Source organism: Marinovum sp. 2_MG-2023, assembly GCF_030548265.1.
Classification (GTDB): Bacteria; Pseudomonadota; Alphaproteobacteria; order Rhodobacterales; family Rhodobacteraceae; genus Marinovum.
Window position 1 is genome coordinate 1 of sequence record NZ_JAUOSD010000026.1, and the last position, 16,111, is coordinate 16,111.

The 16,111-nt window shown below is 57.6% G+C and carries 17 protein-coding genes; 4 read left to right on the forward strand and 13 right to left on the reverse strand.

The window, feature by feature from the left end; all coding sequences use genetic code 11:
• The 6 genes from Q4577_RS20095 to Q4577_RS20120 form a co-directional block, all read right to left on the reverse strand.
• A partial coding sequence (locus Q4577_RS20095; protein WP_303472284.1) for an alcohol dehydrogenase catalytic domain-containing protein occupies window positions 1-356 on the reverse strand: 356 nt, incomplete at its 3' end.
• 4 nt (window positions 357-360) lie between these two features.
• Window positions 361-1,203 carry an amidohydrolase gene (locus Q4577_RS20100; protein ID WP_303472285.1) on the reverse strand — a complete coding sequence of 281 codons (843 nt, stop codon included), beginning with the start codon at window positions 1,201-1,203 and terminating at the stop codon, window positions 361-363.
• Entirely contained in the window at window positions 1,200-2,033 is an 834-nt protein-coding gene (locus tag Q4577_RS20105) for a carbohydrate ABC transporter permease (RefSeq protein ID WP_244689135.1), read from the reverse strand. Before Q4577_RS20105 ends, Q4577_RS20100 begins: the two co-directional genes overlap by 4 nt.
• A 1-nt stretch (window position 2,034) precedes the next feature.
• Window positions 2,035-2,955 (reverse strand): carbohydrate ABC transporter permease, encoded by a 921-nt coding sequence (locus Q4577_RS20110; protein ID WP_244689133.1) that lies wholly within the window; start codon window positions 2,953-2,955, stop codon window positions 2,035-2,037.
• 60 nt (window positions 2,956-3,015) lie between these two features.
• A complete protein-coding gene (locus Q4577_RS20115; protein ID WP_244689131.1) occupies window positions 3,016-4,281 on the reverse strand; it encodes an ABC transporter substrate-binding protein in 1,266 nt (421 codons plus the stop codon).
• Window positions 4,282-4,295: 14 nt separating this feature from the next.
• Window positions 4,296-5,477, reverse strand: a complete 1,182-nt coding sequence (locus Q4577_RS20120; RefSeq protein ID WP_303472289.1) for a mandelate racemase/muconate lactonizing enzyme family protein — start codon at window positions 5,475-5,477, stop codon at window positions 4,296-4,298.
• Between the two features lie 153 nt (window positions 5,478-5,630).
• On the opposite strand from Q4577_RS20120, the gene Q4577_RS20125 reads away from it, so the two are divergent.
• Together Q4577_RS20125 and Q4577_RS20130 are read left to right on the forward strand one after the other, a co-directional pair.
• Complete coding sequence (locus Q4577_RS20125) at window positions 5,631-6,266, forward strand: GntR family transcriptional regulator (RefSeq protein ID WP_244689127.1); 636 nt, start codon at window positions 5,631-5,633, stop codon at window positions 6,264-6,266.
• An 11-nt stretch (window positions 6,267-6,277) separates the two neighbouring features.
• On the forward strand, window positions 6,278-7,357 hold the full coding sequence (locus tag Q4577_RS20130; RefSeq protein WP_303472291.1) for an ABC transporter ATP-binding protein: 1,080 nt from the start codon (window positions 6,278-6,280) through the stop codon (window positions 7,355-7,357).
• Between the two features lie 105 nt (window positions 7,358-7,462).
• On the opposite strand, the gene Q4577_RS20135 is transcribed toward Q4577_RS20130, so the two are convergent.
• From Q4577_RS20135 to Q4577_RS20145, 3 genes are read right to left on the reverse strand one after another with little or no spacing between them, the layout of a single operon-like run.
• Window positions 7,463-7,915, reverse strand: coding sequence for a nuclear transport factor 2 family protein (locus Q4577_RS20135; RefSeq protein ID WP_303472293.1), 453 nt, complete (start codon window positions 7,913-7,915; stop codon window positions 7,463-7,465).
• A gap of 48 nt (window positions 7,916-7,963) precedes the next feature.
• On the reverse strand, window positions 7,964-8,362 hold the full coding sequence (locus tag Q4577_RS20140) for a nuclear transport factor 2 family protein (RefSeq protein WP_303472296.1): 399 nt from the start codon (window positions 8,360-8,362) through the stop codon (window positions 7,964-7,966).
• Window positions 8,363-8,398: 36 nt separating this feature from the next.
• Window positions 8,399-8,938 (reverse strand): peroxiredoxin-like family protein, encoded by a 540-nt coding sequence (locus Q4577_RS20145; RefSeq protein ID WP_303472299.1) that lies wholly within the window; start codon window positions 8,936-8,938, stop codon window positions 8,399-8,401.
• A 71-nt stretch (window positions 8,939-9,009) separates the two neighbouring features.
• Here Q4577_RS20145 and Q4577_RS20150 point away from each other — a divergent pair, with 71 nt between their 5' ends.
• Window positions 9,010-9,621, forward strand: a complete 612-nt coding sequence (locus Q4577_RS20150; protein WP_303472301.1) for a TetR/AcrR family transcriptional regulator — start codon at window positions 9,010-9,012, stop codon at window positions 9,619-9,621.
• 99 nt (window positions 9,622-9,720) lie between these two features.
• Here the strand turns inward: Q4577_RS20150 and Q4577_RS20155 are convergent, their stop codons facing one another.
• Both Q4577_RS20155 and Q4577_RS20160 read right to left on the reverse strand, forming a co-directional pair.
• Entirely contained in the window at window positions 9,721-10,320 is a 600-nt protein-coding gene (locus Q4577_RS20155; protein WP_303472303.1) for a pyridoxamine 5'-phosphate oxidase family protein, read from the reverse strand.
• Window positions 10,321-10,384: 64 nt separating this feature from the next.
• Window positions 10,385-11,419: a carbon-nitrogen hydrolase family protein gene (locus Q4577_RS20160; protein ID WP_303472305.1), complete on the reverse strand. Its 1,035-nt coding sequence runs from the start codon at window positions 11,417-11,419 to the stop codon at window positions 10,385-10,387.
• 177 nt (window positions 11,420-11,596) lie between these two features.
• Between Q4577_RS20160 and Q4577_RS20165 the strand changes: the two genes are divergently transcribed.
• The gene (locus Q4577_RS20165) at window positions 11,597-12,553 is read left to right on the forward strand and encodes a helix-turn-helix domain-containing protein (protein ID WP_303472307.1); all 957 of its coding nucleotides are present in this window, start codon (window positions 11,597-11,599) and stop codon (window positions 12,551-12,553) included.
• Window positions 12,554-12,555: 2 nt separating this feature from the next.
• On the opposite strand, the gene Q4577_RS20170 is transcribed toward Q4577_RS20165, so the two are convergent.
• Window positions 12,556-15,765, reverse strand: a complete 3,210-nt coding sequence (locus tag Q4577_RS20170) for a reductive dehalogenase (RefSeq protein ID WP_303472308.1) — start codon at window positions 15,763-15,765, stop codon at window positions 12,556-12,558.
• Window positions 15,766-15,775: 10 nt separating this feature from the next.
• On the reverse strand, window positions 15,776-16,084 hold the full coding sequence (locus Q4577_RS20175) for a hypothetical protein (RefSeq protein WP_303472309.1): 309 nt from the start codon (window positions 16,082-16,084) through the stop codon (window positions 15,776-15,778).
• Between the last annotated feature and the right edge of the window lie 27 nt (window positions 16,085-16,111).

The window sequence follows — 16,111 nt, forward strand, 5'->3', positions numbered from 1 at the left end:
GTGTCGAGCCCGATGAATTTCAGGTTGTGGCTGATGTGATGATACCCCGCCTCGGTCGCCGGATTGGGCGCGCCGGGGTCCAGCGGGCGCACAACAATGGCGTCACCTTCGGACCAGCCCTCGACGCCATCGCCCACAGCCGAAATCACGCCGGACATCTCATGCCCGAGAATGCGCTCAAAGCCGACACGGGCGTCCATATTGCCGTGATAGGCATGCAGATCGGTGCCGCAGATGCCGCAATAGGCAACGCGCACCTGAACCTCGCCGGCCGCAGGGGGGCGGGCTTCGATCTCTTTTACTTCAAAGGTTTTGTTGCCGCGATAATAGGCGGCGGTGATGGTTGGGTTCGTCATGGTGTCAATCTGCTTTCGAAGTTTGTAGGTTCCCGGCGCGGTCGAGGCGGTAAATCCGCTCTGCCACGCCGCCGAAGATCTGTGCCCGCGCCGGGGGCAAAAGATCCGCCAGAAGATCGCGGCTTGTGGCGCACCAATCGCGGTAGGTCGATGTTTCGTTCAGCACCGGCCAGTCGCTGCCCCAGATCAGCCGCGCGGGGCCGAACAGGCGCACCAGGGTCGAGGTGACCTGAGTGAGCGATGGTCCTGACACACAGGCCGTCAGCCCGGACAGTTTGCAGCTCACATTGGAGCAACCGGCAAGCCGTTCCATGCCGTGTTCCCATGCCGCAAGATCGGCAGGATCGGGCTTGGCCGCATGATCCACCACCATCCGCACCCCAGGATGCGCTAGGGCCAGATCCAGCGCCGGCGCGAGGTGGTGCGGTTGCACCAGCAGGTCGAGCACCAGGTCCGCGGCCTCCAGCTGTTTCAGGACCGGAGAGCCGATCAACCGGCGCAGCCAATCCGCCTCTGGCTGCGGCTGGGCCATGGCGCGCACACCGACGAGCGCCGGATCTTGCGCCATCCGCATCAGATCATGTGCGCCTTCGGCGGTTTCAGGATCGACCCAGCCGACCACGCCGGCGATCCCCGGCGTGTCGCGCGCAAGGCCCAGCAGAAATTCTGTTTCCGCGACCTCTGGCACCGATTGCACCACGATGGTGCGTGCGATGCCATTGGTGATCAGTGACCCGGCAAGATCCTCGGGCATGTGATCGCGGTTCAGCACCGGTCTGTGCGGCCCGATCCAACCATATCCGCCGCGATCAAGCTGCCAGTAATGCTGATGCGCGTCGATGATCATTTTGTGGCCCCTGATGTCAGGCCCGAGACCAGCATGCGCTGCAATGGCAGGAACAAAAGCAGCGTGGGAACGGTTGCCACGACCGACCCGGCCATGACCGCGCCCCAATCGACCTGGACATCACCGAAATACTGGTAAAGCCCCAGCGGAATTGTCTTTTTGTCGTCCTTGGTGATCAGCGCCAGTGCCAAGAGATATTCCGACCAGCTTTGCAGGAAACCAAAGGTCGCCGCCGCCACCATGCCCGGCCACATGATCGGCAGCACGATGCGGGTCACCACAAAGAACCGCGAGGCACCGTCGACAATCGCCGCCTCGTCGAGGCTGCGGGGGATCGTCGTCAGATAGCCCACCAGCAAATAGATGGTGAAAGGCGTGATAAAGGCGGTGTAGCACAGGATCAGACCCACCTGGCTGTTGATCAGGCCCGCGCGCGCAAAGAGGATGAAGATCGGATTGACCAGGATGATCCAGGGAAAGAACTGCCCGCCCATGATCGAGCCGAACACCAGCATCCGGCCGGGAAAGCGGAACCGCGACAGGCCATAAGCCGCAAAGAGCGAGATCGTACAGGCCAGCAACGTCGCGGTGATGCAGACAAAGAGGCTGTTGATCACGTAGATCCAATACCCGTCGCTGAGCACGCGGATGTAATTGTTGAGGGTCCAGCCGCCCGAGGCCGCGCCGAGCGAGACCGAGATATTCTCGAACGAGCCTTTGAAGACGAACCAGGCGGGCGCCAGCAGGAAGACGGCGAACAGCGCAAAGAGCGCCAGCATGGAGCCATTCTCGATATACTTGGCGGCACCTTTCTTGTGGAAGGTCTGCATCTTATCCTACCTTGTCCTGCATGTCGGAAAGCCCGAAGAAGCGGAAATAGAGCGCGCCAAAGACGCCCATGACGATGGCCATTGTCACGCCGATGGCGGCGGAATAGCCGATACGCAGATCGACAAAGGCCTTGAGATAGACCTCGGTGGCCAGCACGTTGGTATAGGTGCCGGGGCCCGCGCCAGTGGTCAGCCAGACATAGACGAAGTTGTTGAAGGTCCAGATCACGCTCATCAACGTAAGCACCGAGATTGTCGGCATCAGGTAGGGCAGCGTCACAAAGCGGAACATCTGAAACCGGTTGGCGCCGTCGATCTCGCCCGCCTCATAAAGCTCGCCCGGCACGGTCTGAAGCGAGGCCAGCAGCGAGACACCGATCAGCGGCGTGGTGTTCCACACAACGATGGTGACAATCGAGGGCCAGACGGTAGCCAGATCTGCGGTAAAGGCGATAGGGTCGTCGATCAGCCCAAAGTTCAACAGCCAGCGGTTCAGCGGACCATTGGTCGGCTCAAACAGCCAGCGCCAGGCGATGACCGCGACAACCGGCGGCGTGGCCCAGGGCACCAGCAAGATCAACCGGGCAATGGTGGTCATCCTCATGTTGCGCAACACGTTGGAGTTCAGCAGCAACGCAAAGCCAAGTCCGAGGATCATGCGGATTGTGACCGACACCGCCGTCAGCCAGAAGATCGTGTTAAAGGCAATGTGGAAGGACGACGACGAGGTCAGGAATTCCCAGTAGTTTGCCAACCCAACCCAGTCGCCGCCCTGGCGCAGCTTGAGCAGGGTGATGTCGGTGAAGCTGAGTTCAAGGTTGTAGAGCGTCGGGTAGAGATAGAAGCCGACGAGTACCAGGAACGTCGGGAACAACATGGCAAAGACCGTCATCCGGTCGCGCATCAACGGGCTTAATTTCATCGGATCCGATCCTGATTGGCGTGTCGGGGGCCGGCGCGTATGGTCGGCCCCCCGGGGCATTTACTGGTCAAGCATCCGGTTGATCTCGCCCAGCAGGTCGGCAGCGGCCTGATCCAGCGAGGTTTGGCCCGAAAGCGCGGTGCCGAAGGCACGTGAGGTCACGTTCCACAGCGGCCCGACACCGACGCCGCTTTCGGCATAGGCGCCCCATGTGCGGGTGTGATCGGCCAACTGCTTGGCAAAGCCCATCTCTTCGTCACGGTATTCGATTTGCGACAGCAGGGTTTTCTGCGCCGGGAACTGATTGGTGTAGTATTTCTCGAACAGCGGTGCCGAAGCGAGGAACTGGACAAGTTTCCATGCGGCTTCCGGTTCATCGGTGTTGGAATTCACCACCAGCGTCCGCCCGCCCAAATGGGTCAGCGGAGCAGAGTCGCCAGCCATCATGACGGTCGACTGGAACGGCAAAGGTTGGCCGGGGTTGGTCTCTTCGTAGGCGCCCAGAAGCTGGCGGTAGGTGTTGGTGGGCATCGCAGCAAAGGCCTGATCGCCATCAAGCAGCGCCTGCATCAGCGCCGGGTCATGCGGCTGGTCGATCGACAGGATGGATTTCGGCGCCAGACCCTCGTCGATGTAGGTCTTGAAATAGCCCATCGCCGCAGCGAGCTGATCCTGCGACACGCCGATGTCATAGCCGCCGTTGCCGTCGGCGCTGATGAACTCAGCCCCGTTCGACCACAGGTAATAGTTCACCGGGAACCAGACCTGGTGCGCGGCGGGAAAGGCGAATCCGGTCTTGCCGGTCGTTTCCTTGATCGTGCGGCTGGCGGCCAGAAGTTCGTCCCAGGTGGTGGGGGCTGCGACACCGGCCTCTTCCAGCACGTCGGTGCGCATCACCATCGCCCAGGTGTCGGCGCTCCAGGGCAATCCCCAGTGCTGGCCTTCGTAGGCCGTCAAATCCGTGGCAATGAAATCATCAAAGCCGTTGGGCAGCGCGCCGTATTCCTGTAGCTCTTCGATGGGCAAGACGGCCTGGGCTTCGGCCATTTCCTGGGTCCAGACAAAGGCGATATGCACCACGTCCGGCCCCTGACCGACCGCGGATTCGCGCAGGAACTGGTCGCGGCTGTCCTTCCACGAGATGGTTTCCAGCTCGACCTTGATGTCGGGGTTTGCCGCTTCGAATTCGTCCAGGGCCGCGCGCATTTCCTCGCGCTCGCTGTCGTTGAAGCGGAATGTGATGTTGGTCTCGGCGGTGGCCGAAACGGCCATCAGCCCTGCCAGCGCCGTCGAGAGCGTTAATGCCTTCAGCGTGGTGCGTTTCATGATGTTTCCTCCCATCAGTTTCTTGTCACTGTCGTTTCCGCAACGCAGAATCTGCGCAGCGCATCGGGATCGGGTTCGAACCCGATCCCCGGTCCGTCCGGCACGGGCAATCTGCCCGCGTTCGGACGCAATTCCATGTCTCCCAAATCGGTGCGCAGCGGGTTGGGATTCGCGTCCAGCTCGACCCTGCCGTCACATTTTAGCGCCGACATGACATGTAGCGAGGCCGCAAGGCCCAGCGCCGTCCCCATATAGTGCAGCATCACCTGTGCCCCCTGGTCCAGCGCATCGCGCCCGACCTCCATCGCGCCAGAGATCCCGCCCCATTTCGCCACGTCCGGCTGGACCACGCCCAACCTGCCTTGCCCGACCATATCGGCGAACTGCCGGGCCGAGGTAATGTTCTCGCCCGCTGCAATCGGCACCGGGGTGCCCGATGCCACCTGGGCCCAGTCCCTGAGCGGGTCCAGCGCAAAAATCGGTTCTTCGACAAAAGCCAGATCATGGGCCGCGAGCAGGTTGATCACCTCCGCCGCCTCTTGTCCTGACCAGTTCTGGTTGGCATCGACCCCCAGCATCATGCCCGCCGGGTCGCCGGCGCGAAACCGTTCAAGCAGGCGCTTGTCGCCAGCCGCATCAAAGCCGACCTTCAGCTTGACGCCGGTGTGGCCCAATTCGATCAGCCGCTGAGCAAGATTGTCCGGGTTCTCGACCCGCGGCGAAGAGGCATAGACCGCCACATCGCCGGACGGATCTGTCGACAAGAGCCGCGCCAGCGGCACATTTGCCGTTTTGGCCGCCAGGTCCGCCGCTGCCATGTCGATCGCCGACAGACAATGGTTGAATGGCCCCGGCTCGCCGGTATGGACAATCATCCGGGCCCATTCCCGTTCCAGCCGGCCGCGCAGCGATGCCCAATCGCCGACATCTTTTCCCAAAAGGCTGTCACCGATCGGACCTTCGAACAGGGCGAGCTTTGCGAGATTGCCCTTGGGCGGATAGTTGCACCATGCCTCGCCCCAGCCAGTCAGGCCCGAATCCATCGTGAGTCGCACCAGCAACCCGTTGCGAACCGGCATCAGCGCCAGCGTCGAAACCGGCCCCTCTGGCACTTCACATGCAAGGGCAAAAACCTCGATCCGGTCGATGCGGCCTTCGACCATCTGGCTGGCCTTCAATGCGTTCCGAGCGTCCATGAAGTGTCTTCCCCGTTCAGTTGATGGGTGGATTAATTAGTGATTGACGAGTGATTGTCAACTGATTAATCAATAGTCCAACCAGTGAATGCTGGCCGATGCATCACGCGGCATGTTACCAAGGTTGCAAATTCAACAGATGGAATGAAGTCGATGTCACGTGCAGACGCCTATCATGAGTTTCGAGAACGCCTTCTGTCGGGCGAGCTTGCGCCGGGTCAGTTTGTTACCCAGAAGGAGCTGGCAAAGCTTGCCGGGGTTCCCGTGGGCACAGCCCGCGAGGCGATCCAGCGATTACAGCACGAATCACTGCTGAAGGTGCATCCGCAGCGCGGCATTCAGGTGATCGACCTGACCACCAAATTCATCCGCAATTCCTTTGGCTTGCGCATGGCGCTTGAACTGCACGCGGTAGACAATTTTGCCTCTGGCGAATTTGAGACCGAGGTGGACGCGCTGATCGATGCCACCGGGGCCATGCTGGAAGAAGCCCAGCGCACAACCGACCCAGAGGTTCTGAAACGTGCGGTGGATGTCGACTGGGACATGCACGACAAGCTGATCGAATGCCTGGACAATGCGCTGATCTCGGAGACCTATCAGATCAACGCCACCCGGTTGCGGCTGATCAAGGTCAGCAACCGCCTGTCGCCGGATCGCGTGCATTCGGCGCTGAAAGAGCACCTCGACGTCTTGCACCACTGCAAGGCGCGCGACGGAAACGGGGCCCAGAGAGCCCTGGCACATCATATGGACACGGCCCTGTCGCGCGCGCTTCAGGGAAAATAGGGAGCCTCGAAATGGCGCAGATCGAACTGAGTTCCGCCGTCAAGCGATACGGCAGTGTGGACGTTATCCACGGCATTGACGTGGATATCAAAGACGGCGAATTCGCCGTTCTAGTCGGCCCATCGGGCTGTGGCAAGTCGACCCTCCTGCGAATGATCGCGGGATTGGAGACGGTCTCGGACGGGGAAATCCGCATTGCCGACAAGGTGGTCAATGACCTGCGTCCAAAGGAACGCGGCATCGCGATGGTGTTCCAGAACTACGCGCTCTACCCGCACATGACGGTGCGCGAAAACATGGGGCTCTCGCTGCGACTGTCCAAGGTCGCGCCCGATACCATTCGCAGCAAGGTGGATGACGCGGCGGCGATTCTCGGGCTGGAGGCGCTTCTCGACCGCTATCCCCGCCAGCTTTCGGGTGGTCAGCGCCAGCGGGTGGCGATGGGACGCGCCATCGTGCGCGACCCTGCGGTGTTCCTGTTCGACGAGCCCCTGTCGAACCTCGACGCCAAGCTGCGGGTCAAGATGCGCACCGAGATCAAGGCCCTGCACCAGCGGCTGAAGACCACGATCGTCTATGTCACCCACGACCAGATCGAAGCCATGACAATGGCCGACAAAATCATCGTGCTGGAGGGCGGTCACGTCTCGCAGGTCGGCACGCCGCTCGATCTCTATGACAACCCGCGCAACCGTTTCGTGGCCACTTTCATCGGGTCGCCCTCGATGAATATTCTGCCCGCTACGACGGGTGAAAACGGCACCCTGGTTCTAAAGGACGGGGCAACGCTGACCATCGGGCATCACCTGCCGGCAGGGCAACAGGTCGAGTTTGGCATCCGCCCCGAGCACCTGAGCCTGACTGACACAGCCGACAACGCGCTGTCGGTGCAGGTCGTCGTGACCGAGCCGACCGGGGCCGAGACATATGCCGTGACCGACCTGCAAGACACCGAGGTTGTCGCCGTACTGCGCGAGCGGGTCACGCTCGAATCCGGCAGCCGGATACACTTTGCCATAGACACAAATCACTGCCATCTGTTCGATCCGGCGACAGGAGATGCCATCAATCGAAATCCGGGATTGCATTGACCTAATGGGATGAACGGCCTTCCCGTCAAACCCTCCAAGCAGCCAAAGCGGCCGACAGAATGAAGTAAAGAGGGCGGAACCAAGGTATTGCTTCCGCCCTGTTCATTATTGAGGCGCGTGTTGGTTGAACATGTCAACGACGATGTCCCACCCCTCGCCATTGCGCTGCAAAACGAACAGATACGTCCCTGCGGTCTCCATGCCGACAGCGGCAATACTGGCGTTGTATTCACCAATCATGACGGCCTGCGTGCCATCGGCTGACACGAGTAGCTCATCAAAGCTGTGAGTCAGCTTGCCTTCGTTTTGAATGATGAATCCAAACGTACCGCTGGGCACATCCAGCCCCACAATTGGTGCTTTGTCAGGTTCAATCCAGATTGGCGCATCGTTATAAAGTGCAACAAATGCTTCGAGGTCATAATCAGCAATAATCTGGTTATATGTGTCGTTGTAGGCTGTGAATTCAGCGCGCAGGTCATCCGCGGTATCTGCCAAAACTGACAGGCTGGTAAACAGCGTGAGGGCAAAGCCCGACAGGGAGGATCGCAAGAGCATGTCTTGTCCTTTCACGTTTAGATCAAATTTTTGGGGGAGTAAGAGGGTTCAGGCGGCTTCGGGCCGCAGGAAGATGACCTCTCGTTTGACTTGCCAGCGGTTGTCCTGAAATACGAGGTCGATGCTGAGGGTCAGATCCATGTCTGTTCCGTTCAGGTCATTTTTGCGTGACAATAATACATGGGCTGTGTCACCGCTTACGTCGATGCTGTGGTATTTTGCCCAGGTGTTCATCGGCGGATCATTGGCAGCGCGTTTGGACGCAAACAGACCTTTGAACGCTTCCTTGTTTGCGGTGTTCAGATTGTGTTCATGGTCGATCATGATGACGTGCAAATCGTCATGGTAAATGCGTTCAAGTGCGTCCACATCATAAGATGTCGCTGTTTCGATCAATTCATCAACGGCTTGGCGCACCTGGACATCGGTTTGGGTCTGCTCTGGCATTGGTCAGCCTCGTTTTTCAAAGATTGGGAATGGGCATTACGGGTGATTTACAGTTCCGCGGATCGGGTAGTTGTTGTCGGGGTTGCGCACAAAACGGAGACCCCCCAGCAGGACCTTAAGGTCAGGGCGCGCGAACGGCGCGTTCGAGATGTCGGTGATCTGCACCTTGCCCTCGTGGTTGATCACAAAGAGACCCGGCTCGGCAAAGTTACGGTCAGTCTCCTGCGCGGAACGCGGGGCAGACACGTACAAACCAAGGGTGTGCATTTGCGCCTCGGTCAGCCCGTAGCCGACGGGATAGTGCGGCGCGACCTCGGTCATTTGATCGGCGGCCTTGGTTTCAGGATCACCTGACACCGCAACCACATCAACGCCAAGGGCCTGAAAATCGGGCAGCAACGTGTTGAGCGTTTTGAGATAGCTGGTGCAAATCGGGCAATGTTTGCCACGGTATACAACAACCAGCCTCCAATCATGGCCGCCTTCGGGCTGACCGAGGTTCAATGTGCCGCCACCAAGACGGGGGACGTCTATATCGGGAAATTTGGCCCTGGCTTCCATTTTCTGAACAGTCATCCTGTTATCCTTGTCGTTTTGTTATGATCGTTATAAAACCTCCCCATCCAGCATGGTCAAGAGGTTTTGTAATGAGCACTACAAAAAAAGTCGGACGCCCCAAAAAATTCGACAGGGACGGTGCATTGCTCAAGGCGATGGGGGTTTTCTGGAAACTGGGATACGAGGGGGCATCAATGAAGCTGCTGACCGATGCCATGGGCATCAACAGCCCCAGTCTCTATGCGGAATTTGGCGACAAACAGGCTCTCTATCTCGAAGCGATTGATCGGTATTCCCTGAATGATGCTTGCGCTCCGCTTGTCGCCCTGGACGAGGAACCAGACATTACCTTGGCCGTGAGAGCGTTTTTCGAAGCGGTGATTGATTATTCAACCGAGCATGAAAGCGGTGCGCGCGGTTGTTTTCTGGCGTCATGTGTTGCGACCAGTGCGGGCCACATTGACGGCACGGCAGAAAAGTTGCGCAACGCGATTGAGGCGACCGATACCCGGATCGCCGCACGTTTTGATATGGAAAAGGCGCGTGGCACTTTGCCCGCAGACTTCCCGTCAATGCACCAGGCGCAAATTCTGTTCGACCTTCGACAGGGATTGGTGTTTCGCGCGCGTTCTGGCATTTCTGCCGAAGAATTGGCCGCCGCCATTGACCGGAATGTGCACGCTGTTCTGAAAACCGCCTAGGCCGCCATATCAAACCGCCCAGGGTTGTGGTGCACTTGGAAGGTTTCCCCGCGTATCCCGCCCGTCTTGGCCATGGTGTGGCGTCCGGCTTTGTTCAGCTCATTCCGAACCTTCCAACGCCTCTTTGATGCCAGGTTTCATTTTCCAGCTGGGCACTGGCTGTTCTTTTCCGTGTTGTGGAATGTGGGCGGACTGTTCCACCAGCGTCATCTCGGGAATGTAGCGTGGGCAGTTCAGGTAGATGTGCTGTGTTTCGACCTCAACGATACGTTTGGCACCTGCAAAATCCTGTTTGAGCGGATGATCGTCATGCACCGTTGCCTTGCCGTTGATGCGAACCCTCAAATAGCGATTGCCCTCTTCATTATCGAACCGCAAGAACAGCATGCCGATATTTGGATTGTCGATGATATTGCCCAGCGATTTATACATTCTGTTCCCGTCATAATCGGGAAAGATGATTGTGTTGGGTCCAGTGATCTTGATGAACCCTTCGGGGCCGCCTTTGAACGAGCAATCTGTGTTTTCACCCGATGACGTCGCAAGGAAAAAGTAGGTCGCGCTTTCGACAAAGTCGCGATAGCCGAACTGGTCGTCATCAAAGCTGCTGACGCATGTGGCCTTTTCGATTAGATCTGCGACATCGCGGGCATTGTAACGGCCCTGCAATGCGCGGCTGCCTTCGCCATACATAGCCATTGTCGTACTCTCCTTTGTAAATAAAAAGTCGCGCCCAGTTACGGGCGCGCAGGTGAGGGAGGTATTAATCCGTCAGGTCTTCGGCGGGTGAAAATCCCTTTGCGGTGATCTCTCCTGTCGGGTTTGTTGCATCCCCAAATCCGATAACGGGGCGGCGCGGGTTTTTGTTGTGCATCAATGCCAGCGCATCTGCCCGTGCATAATGTCCGGCGGGATCAGCAGCGGTTTTTGAATGTGAAATGAGGCCAAGATCAATGTCAGAGACGACAATGCCTTCTTTGTCGTGATCAATGTTTTCGCCAAATTCGGCGCCATTGGGCCCAAAGATGCGTGAATACCCGCCGCCGATCTCGACGAACTTTTCGTGCATCTCGTTTTTGACCAACAGATCATAGATCGGCTTGTCGATCACAGACGTCGCCGCGAGCACGAAGCACTGCCCTTCAACGCCGTAAATCTGGTTCACATTGATTGAGACCTCGGGGCTGAACGCCTTTGACAGCTTCGCATAGAGGCTGAACGCGGGCCAAGCGGCACAGTGGATTTCCTCGTCCTGGCTGAACATCGCATATTTCGACAACGGCTGAAGGTTTTCCCAGCAGCACAATGCGCCGATATTGCCCAATTCAGTTTTGTTGACGAACATGTCGGACCCGTCGCCTTCGCCAAAGACCGAGCGCTCCACATGGGTCGGCTTGAGCTTGCGACGGCGAGAGATCACCTGACCTTCGGGGCCGTAGTGCCATTGCGCCATATAAAGGCTACCGCCTTCGCGTTCGGAAACACCCATCACAACATGGATATTATTGCGACGGCAGGCAGCGCGCAGTTTCATGTCCTGTTCAGAGCCGGCCACCATGGCGTTTTGAAAGTAGGGTGCTGCAAATTGCATGTTGATGGCTGGCGGGTTGAACCAGATCCACCATGGATAACCGGGCAGCCATGTTTCCGGAAAGTTCAAAAGCTCAACGCCTTGTTTGCCCGCTTCGTCGATCAGCCCGATCGCCTTTTCGACACCAGCATCCAGATCCAGCAGGATCGGCGCGGCCTGTACGGCGCCAACTTTAACGATTTTACCTAGTGGACCGTGTCCAGCCATCTTAGTTCTCCCAGTGGTTTTATTTTCTCTAGCCAAGAGGATGGGCCATTTCAAAACGCGCCGCTTGCGTTTTCAGGCCAGAAAACATGCGTTTCCCGGCCAAAATACTAGTTATCAGTGGAAATTATTGCAAAGCTGCATTAAGGTACTTTGAGCCCGCTAAACGAAAGGTTTGCAATGCCCAAAGTTTACGCCACTGATCACCATCCCCGCGGCGAACGGTTCGCGTTTTGGCGCGATGTCATCTGCGAAGCCTATTTGCCGATCCATTGCGAAACACATGATACGCCCCGTTTTGAAGGACGTATCGAACTGGACCGTTTGTCCAAGCTCAACATTTCCCGCGTCAAAGGCAGCCCGCAGTGCGTGTCACGCCACAAAATGCAAATCGCGCGGAACACCGATGCGTATTTTATGCTTAGCCTCCAATTGACGGACCAAGGCCATCTGTCACAAAGGGGGCGTACAACAATGTTGCGTCCAGGCGATTTCGGGCTCTATTCCACGGCCGAACCTTACGAGATTTCCTGCAAGCAACCTGTGAACCAGTTAATCGTGCAAATCCCTGAAAAAGCCCTGCTGGAGCGGGTGCCGGATGCCCATGAATTGACCGGCTGCGGGGTCGCGGCCAACACGGAAATCGGGGGGTTGGTTTCGTCGCAACTGCGTGAAAATGCATCCAGAATCGCAGCGCAGAGCAGTCTCGTGCAATCGCATATGCAGGACATGATGGTTGACCTTGTGGCGACAGGCCTGTCGACCCTGATCAACCACAAGGTCGAACTGTCGCGCCCCGGTCATTTGTTGCTGACCCGCGCCAAGGAAAAAATCCGCGATCACCTGCGTGATGATGAACTTTCGCCTGCATTTATCGCCGCGTCGCTAGGGATGTCTCAGCGAAATCTTGCCCGCGTGTTCCAACGCGACGGCGACACCATTTCGAATTTCATTCGTCAGTCGAGACTGGACGCCATTGCAGCTGACCTGATTGATCCGCGTTTCGCGTCTCACTCGATTTCGCAGCTGGCGTGTAAATACGGCATCACAAATTTTCAGCACTTCTCGACGATGTTCAAATCGCATTTTGGGATGTCGCCGCGCGCGTTTCGGACAACAAAGCGTAACTTGCAGTAACGCTAGAGATCAATTTCGATTACGCCGTCCTTTTCTGCTGCGCGGGACTGGCAGAGGATAATCCCGCTTTCCCGCTGGCTTTTTGACAGCACGAAATCGCGGTGTTCGACATCACCGGACACCAGCCCGCACTTGCATACGCCGCAAATGCCATCGGCACATTTCACATCCACGCGCACCCCGTTTTCAATGAGAACATCCGACGCGGTTTTATCCGCAGGCACCAATAATTCCTTGCCGGATTTGGCAAGTTTGAGCGTAAAGGCATGGTTTTCATAATCGGGCTGTTCGGGCACCGAAAAATATTCCAGATGGCGCGCGTCTTCGGGATAGCCCGCGCGTTCTGCGGCCTCCATCACCGACGTCATGTAGCGGTCCGCGCCACATGTATAGACATGCCAACCGTCACGATAGCCCGCCAGAATTTGGTCCATATCCGCACGGCTGCCTTCCTCTGTGATATGCAAATGAACGCGGTCAGCCCAAGGGAAGGCTGCGATGTCATCCAAAAGGCCCATACTCGCGCGCGTGCGTCCGGAATAATGAACCACAAAGTCGCGCCCTTCCGTGTATAATTCATGGGCCATGGCGATCATCGGGGTGATCCCGATCCCGCCCCCCATGAGCACCGATTTGGTTGCTGAATTGTCCAGCGGGAAATGGTTGATTGGGTGCGAGATGAAAATCTTGCGCCCTTGGGTAAAGATACGATGGAGCAAGGCTGATCCACCGCGTCCTTCGTCCTCGCGCAGCACGGCGATCTGGTATTTCGAACGATCCGCAGGATTGCCGGACATTGAATATTGACGCAGAAATTCGGGCGCAACGACAATGTCCAGATGGGCGCCAGCGGTCCATTCCGGTAAATCACCACCTGAAACGGGCGTGAATTCATATTTGGTCACGCCAACGGCGGTTTTTTCGGCTTTCGTGATTTCAACCTGAATGACAGGGCTTTCGCCATCCGCCGTATAGACATGCAGCACGCTTTGGTCGCCGCGCGCGCGCCGTGCCTTGTACTCATCCGCGGTGATCATGGCCTGATAGGCTTCAATACCCGCCTCGCGGTCCATCAGATGCGGGTAAGGATAAGGGTGGGGGGCCAATGGGGCGGGATAGACCGCAAGTGTTTGGTCCTCGTACTTTAGATCGAGGTCCTTTTGCAGCGCGCGCGCGTTTACGGGGTGCTTTGTCGGGCGATAACCGCCGTCTTCGTTGATCTCAAGATCCCACCACCATTTCTTGACGGGGTTCAACGTGCCGTTTTCAACAACATCATCAAGCCTGGCCAGTACCGGTGCCAATTGCGGCACATTCATTGCCGCCCAGCGGAACGGCTTTTCCTTGAAAATACCTTCGAGGTTCCAAGGGCAGGTTTTCATGCACCGCCCACACATCGCACCCCCTGGTGTGGTTATGCGATAGGTTGCGCATTTCTGGCTGTCGGATTTCCATATCTCATAGCCATTGAACATCAGCTTTGGGCCAGTGGTAATCGCGCCGGAGGGGCATTCGCGCGCACATTTATTGCAGCTTTCGCAGAATTTTTGCAGGCCAAAATCAATCGGCTTGTCGTGCGCCATGGGCAGGTCCGTTGTGACCGTGCCGGATTTCAATCGCGGGCCCAGATAGGGGTTCAGGATGACCTCGCCGATCCGACTGACCTCTCCCAATCCAGACAGCAAAAGCAGCGGAGGTTGCAGGACTTCGCCATCCATCACCGTGTGGGCTCTGGCTTTGTAGCCCAGATTCCTGATTTGCTTGGCGATGACACCCCCAAGCAGGGAAAAGCGCAAATAGGCGCGCATGGATTGGGCGACTGCGATCCAATCGTCGCCGGATGACCCTTCCATTGTTTCATAACCCTGATCAATAATCATGTTGATCGCTTGGTCGTGGGGCGGGTCAATCACATCGCCACGCGCGTCATGGGAATACCATGCCCAGTCAGGACAACGCGATATCCCAACCGCATCAACCCCCAACCAATAGCTTGTGGCCTTGACCAGATTTGCGGCTTCTTGCGGGTCAATCTTTACTTTTTCTGGTAGGGGCTCGCCGTCTTGAAGAAGGACAAAAGCACCCAGGGCGCGACGTTGCGCCATTGAAGGTGCGGCCTTGCGCACGTAATGCCCGCCCTTTGCGCCATCCTGGGTCTTTTTGCCCATATCGCCAAACTGCGCACGCGCAAACATGTCCGCCCGTTTGGGGACCCGCGCGACGTTGGGCTCATCAATATAGGTCGTGGGTGTATCAACGCGCTTGAGGTTTTCGAAGGGGTGCGCGCCGTCCACAAACCGCCGCTTGGCAAAAGGCACGGCGTTTGCCGCATTCTTGCGAGACGCTGCGCCAAATTTCCAAGCCGCACCAAAAGCGGATTTGGGTTGGGTTGCCATTGGCGCAAGGGGCAGATCAGCAGCAATTTCAAATGTGGTTGTAACTGCCGCGAGGCCAAATCGGGACCCGATGTAGGGATGACCAAGAACGCCGTCTTCAACCGTCGCAAGGCCGGATGCCACGGCAAGCTTGCCAAGATCGACATCAGTGCTTGAGACCGTATGCCCCCGTGAATCGTAGCCCAAAAGGCGCAGATAATTGGCTAGAACAACCGCTGTTTCGGCTGCCATCAATCCGGCGCGATGGGCCTGGGCATCTTGAATCCACGCGCCACCCACTTCGTCATGCTCTGGTGCGCGTGGGTTTTCGTACAAGAGAACCAGCGCGTGCGTATGGCCATCAATGCCGCTGGCAGGTGCCTCCATCGAATCCTTGAGATCCGCCATTATTATGTCGATCCCGGCCGCCAGAGTCTTGGTCTGGCGAGTTTTCAAATCCTGCGCCAACCGCCCGACATCCGCATTTGCGAAAGGCCGATCCAAAACTGCCGCGTCCGGCAGTTTGCAGACACCGACAACAGCAGCATCCGCAAAATATCCGAACGCCTTAAGATGGTCGGCGCGTTCTTGGGGGTCACGGGGCGCTTGCGCAACCGCCTCATTGATCAGTCCGTCACGTATCGCATCCAGCATCGCCTGGTGCTCGCGCATGGCGTTGATGACAGAACGCGGATCATTTGCCCTTTCGAAGTGCAGCTGCTGCATCGCCGGCACACCAGTCAGATCAGCCGCCCCCGAAACACGCGCAAGGCGTTCGGTTGGATATGGCCCCATATGGACGGGACGATCCTTATCGGAGAAAAAGCGCATTGTCATACTGGGGACCTCAATTGAACATGGTGTTGCGAAGACGCGATGCAACGTTCGGAATTGTCAAATTAACGATGGTTTTCGGGCTGCTTTCCTGCGCCATCCCGATCTGAGGAATCATGGCATAGGTTTCACCCGCGCCAGTCGACAAATCGGATTCTGTGACACGGTGAATTGCGGCCTTCTCCTCCTCGCTCATGGGCGCAAGGAAACCGTGGTTCATCGGGTGGTTGTGGCCCATAAAGTAGGCCATAGACATGTCATCAGCATTCGCCTGACCAGCAAGAAAAGCCCCCGTCAAAGCCGCAACTTTCATGAGTATCATTTTGCCTCCCGCTGGCTTTGTTTACTT

Bases quoted from the DNA above. Each gene is read 5' to 3' on its own strand.
- Q4577_RS20145 (WP_303472299.1), bottom strand. From the start codon at position 8,938: ATGACTGTTCAGAAAATGGAAGCCAGGGCCAAATTTCCCGATATAGAC.
- Q4577_RS20100 (WP_303472285.1), bottom strand. From the start codon at position 1,203: ATGATCATCGACGCGCATCAGCATTACTGGCAGCTTGATCGCGGCGGA.
- Q4577_RS20110 (WP_244689133.1), bottom strand. From the start codon at position 2,955: ATGAAATTAAGCCCGTTGATGCGCGACCGGATGACGGTCTTTGCCATG.
- Q4577_RS20130 (WP_303472291.1), top strand. From the start codon at position 6,278: ATGGCGCAGATCGAACTGAGTTCCGCCGTCAAGCGATACGGCAGTGTG.
- Q4577_RS20155 (WP_303472303.1), bottom strand. From the start codon at position 10,320: ATGGCTATGTATGGCGAAGGCAGCCGCGCATTGCAGGGCCGTTACAAT.
- Q4577_RS20165 (WP_303472307.1), top strand. From the start codon at position 11,597: ATGCCCAAAGTTTACGCCACTGATCACCATCCCCGCGGCGAACGGTTC.
- Q4577_RS20125 (WP_244689127.1), top strand. From the start codon at position 5,631: ATGTCACGTGCAGACGCCTATCATGAGTTTCGAGAACGCCTTCTGTCG.
- Q4577_RS20150 (WP_303472301.1), top strand. From the start codon at position 9,010: ATGAGCACTACAAAAAAAGTCGGACGCCCCAAAAAATTCGACAGGGAC.
- Q4577_RS20140 (WP_303472296.1), bottom strand. From the start codon at position 8,362: ATGCCAGAGCAGACCCAAACCGATGTCCAGGTGCGCCAAGCCGTTGAT.
- Q4577_RS20105 (WP_244689135.1), bottom strand. From the start codon at position 2,033: ATGCAGACCTTCCACAAGAAAGGTGCCGCCAAGTATATCGAGAATGGC.
- Q4577_RS20115 (WP_244689131.1), bottom strand. From the start codon at position 4,281: ATGAAACGCACCACGCTGAAGGCATTAACGCTCTCGACGGCGCTGGCA.
- Q4577_RS20170 (WP_303472308.1), bottom strand. From the start codon at position 15,765: ATGACAATGCGCTTTTTCTCCGATAAGGATCGTCCCGTCCATATGGGG.
- Q4577_RS20120 (WP_303472289.1), bottom strand. From the start codon at position 5,477: ATGGACGCTCGGAACGCATTGAAGGCCAGCCAGATGGTCGAAGGCCGC.
- Q4577_RS20160 (WP_303472305.1), bottom strand. From the start codon at position 11,419: ATGGCTGGACACGGTCCACTAGGTAAAATCGTTAAAGTTGGCGCCGTA.
- Q4577_RS20175 (WP_303472309.1), bottom strand. From the start codon at position 16,084: ATGATACTCATGAAAGTTGCGGCTTTGACGGGGGCTTTTCTTGCTGGT.
- Q4577_RS20135 (WP_303472293.1), bottom strand. From the start codon at position 7,915: ATGCTCTTGCGATCCTCCCTGTCGGGCTTTGCCCTCACGCTGTTTACC.